Annotated in this window: 3 protein-coding genes and 1 pseudogene; all 4 read right to left on the bottom strand. The window is 52.0% G+C overall.

The window, feature by feature from the left end; translation table 11 throughout:
- Positions 1-213 (bottom strand): annotated as a pseudogene (locus AC2VLY_RS11745) (TolC family outer membrane protein); the annotation flags it as partial.
- 293 nt (positions 214-506) lie between these two features.
- Entirely contained in the window at positions 507-869 is a 363-nt protein-coding gene (locus AC2VLY_RS11740) for a roadblock/LC7 domain-containing protein (protein ID WP_486893534.1), read from the bottom strand.
- Between the two features lie 11 nt (positions 870-880).
- The gene (locus AC2VLY_RS11735) at positions 881-1,675 is read right to left on the bottom strand and encodes an oxygen-binding di-iron domain-containing protein (RefSeq protein ID WP_486893536.1); all 795 of its coding nucleotides are present in this window, start codon (positions 1,673-1,675) and stop codon (positions 881-883) included.
- 193 nt (positions 1,676-1,868) lie between these two features.
- On the bottom strand, positions 1,869-2,216 hold the full coding sequence (locus AC2VLY_RS11730; RefSeq protein ID WP_486893537.1) for a LysR substrate-binding domain-containing protein: 348 nt from the start codon (positions 2,214-2,216) through the stop codon (positions 1,869-1,871).
- Between the last annotated feature and the right edge of the window lie 4 nt (positions 2,217-2,220).

Genomic DNA, 2,220 nt, shown 5'->3' with positions numbered 1-2,220 from the left:
CGCTGCACCAACCCCCACATGGGGCAGCAGGGCCGAACGCGCCAGGGGCTTGTCCTGCATTTGCGCGGCCAGTTCGGCGCGGGCCTGGGCCAGTACCAGGTCGGTATGGTAGGCCTGCTGATAGGCGTCAATCAGGTTTTCTGCCCAGGCAGGGCTTGTACCCAGAAAACAGGTCACCACAAGGGAGGACCAGAAAATGCGACTAAGGCCCATTATTATGCCCTTATTAAGATAAGTGGGTGCTAACATAGCGGATCTGCGTATTTCCGTCAAACCATTATCCGGCGCAACAACACAACATGGGCGTTGCTTATTGCGCCGGCAGCTCTCATTGCCCCAAGCAGAAAGCTATTTGAAACCCGGCGTGATGAAACCGGCATGGCCGATGACACACAAAGTCGCAACGATAAACCGTGGGTATTTGTTGTATCCCATACCAAATTCAACGCCCCAAAATAGCCAGGATATCCTGATAGTCAGTCATAATCTTACTGCCCCCGGTACTGTTATTTGTTATGGGGTAATGCATTGGTGAGGTTTGCCACCATTTCCACCAATGGTCGGGTATCGGTATCGGCTGGAAGTACCAGCATCAGAAGCGTATCCGCCCCTGCTACTGCAAAAAAGGCGGCATGGCGATGACAGCGAATGGTGATTTCCTGCATATTGCATTCAGCTAGACCCGCGCTGATGTGTTCAGCCAGACGCATGACCGCTGCACCGGCAACCCCAATAATGGTTTCGTCGGCAACGGTCTCGCCCGTCTGAAAAAGGACCGTGCCTTCATTGGCAATCAGCGCTACGCCCTGTATGTCCGGGGTAAGGGCGATCAGTTGCGCATACAGATCTTCAAACTGCTCCAGATTCACAGGACACCTCCTCATTGGGTGGGGTTAGGGATGGGAAATCGAAAGTCCTCCTGACTGAGCAGATCCGGCCCGGATTCCAGGGCTTCGAACCAGTCCAGAAAGGCCTTCACCGTCTCTTTTCCCTTAAAAGAGGCGCCGTGCTGCGGCACAATCCAGTCAATATCCATTCCCCGGACCATATGGGTCCAAAGTCTGCAGACCTTCTGGCCGCCCATGTAACGACGGTGGAAGCCATCCATACCAGACGCAGCGCGATGCACCTGGAAAGCTTTCGCGCCTTCAATCACCTTGGCAGCATCCTGCCCGCTAACCAGATTGGCCCCCAGATCTCCGGAAAAGAGAATCTTGCTGAGGGGATCATATACCTGAAAATTGCCCACAGAATGCATGTAATGCGCCGGGATGATAAAAAGATCCTGCCCCGCCAGATTCACTTCCATACCTTGCGGCGGGATGCCTATCACCCTTCCCGCCGTCATCCCTTTGGAGCAGAAGTGCGGCAGAAAACGGGTCCACTCGTTGGCAATGAGAATCTTCGCGTCGGTAATCAGCAGCCATCCATTCGCAGAGGCGACGATATCCGGGTCCTCGTGGGAGGCAAATACATAATCCAGACGCGCTGGCAGGAAATAGCTCGCCATCTCAGCCAGCAGATTCTTGTAGGTGAGGTTACCACCGGGGTCCAGAAGCATGCCTTCGCCGTTATGGACGATGAGAAACTGATTGGCTTGAATGCCTTCACCCTCTACCAGATCGGTGAATTCAATACATTTATGGATACCATTATCGTAAAGTACCGTGCTCAATGCCTGATTCCTCCTTGTTTAGCGTGATTCCGTTGATAGGTGTTTGTATTACTGCTGTTTAATCGCTTCGATTTATTGCATGGTGTTGTGTAAGCGCACCATTCCCTGGTAACCATCAGGTAAAATGACATAAGTCTGTATTGTGCGGCTATTTATTACACGACCATCCCCGCTGCATAGAGGTTTATCTTCATTAAATGCCCTCGGCCTGCCAAGCGTTTTGTCCATAAGGCTGGTTATTTGAGCGTCTGCAGCCAATTGAGCAAGGCCGGGCCGACCTCCCATGAAAAGGGTAACACACATGCGGACAGAGGAATACGTCAGGACACCTTGATGTGACTGCCTTTATGGGGTGCGCATAGAGCATATGGGATTGCAGCATTGCCGGTAAATGCTGAACCCGCATAATACCTACCTGTATTTTTCCGTGGATCAATGCCTCTATTTGTTCGAGAGAGTTTAACTCTTCCAGATTCAGATGCACGGACGGAAATTGTGTTCGAAACTGGAATATGGCTCTGGGGACCTGTTCAGCCAACATGGTT

The sequence above is a fragment of the Acidithiobacillus sp. TH-A36 genome (genome assembly GCF_057473445.1).
The sequence above is the reverse complement of the archived record's forward strand: the minus strand, read 5'-3'. Positions and strand labels throughout refer to the sequence as shown.

Coding starts and splice junctions, on each gene's coding strand:
- AC2VLY_RS11730 (WP_486893537.1), bottom strand. CDS start 2,216: ATGTTGGCTGAACAGGTCCCCAGAGCCATATTCCAGTTTCGAACACAA.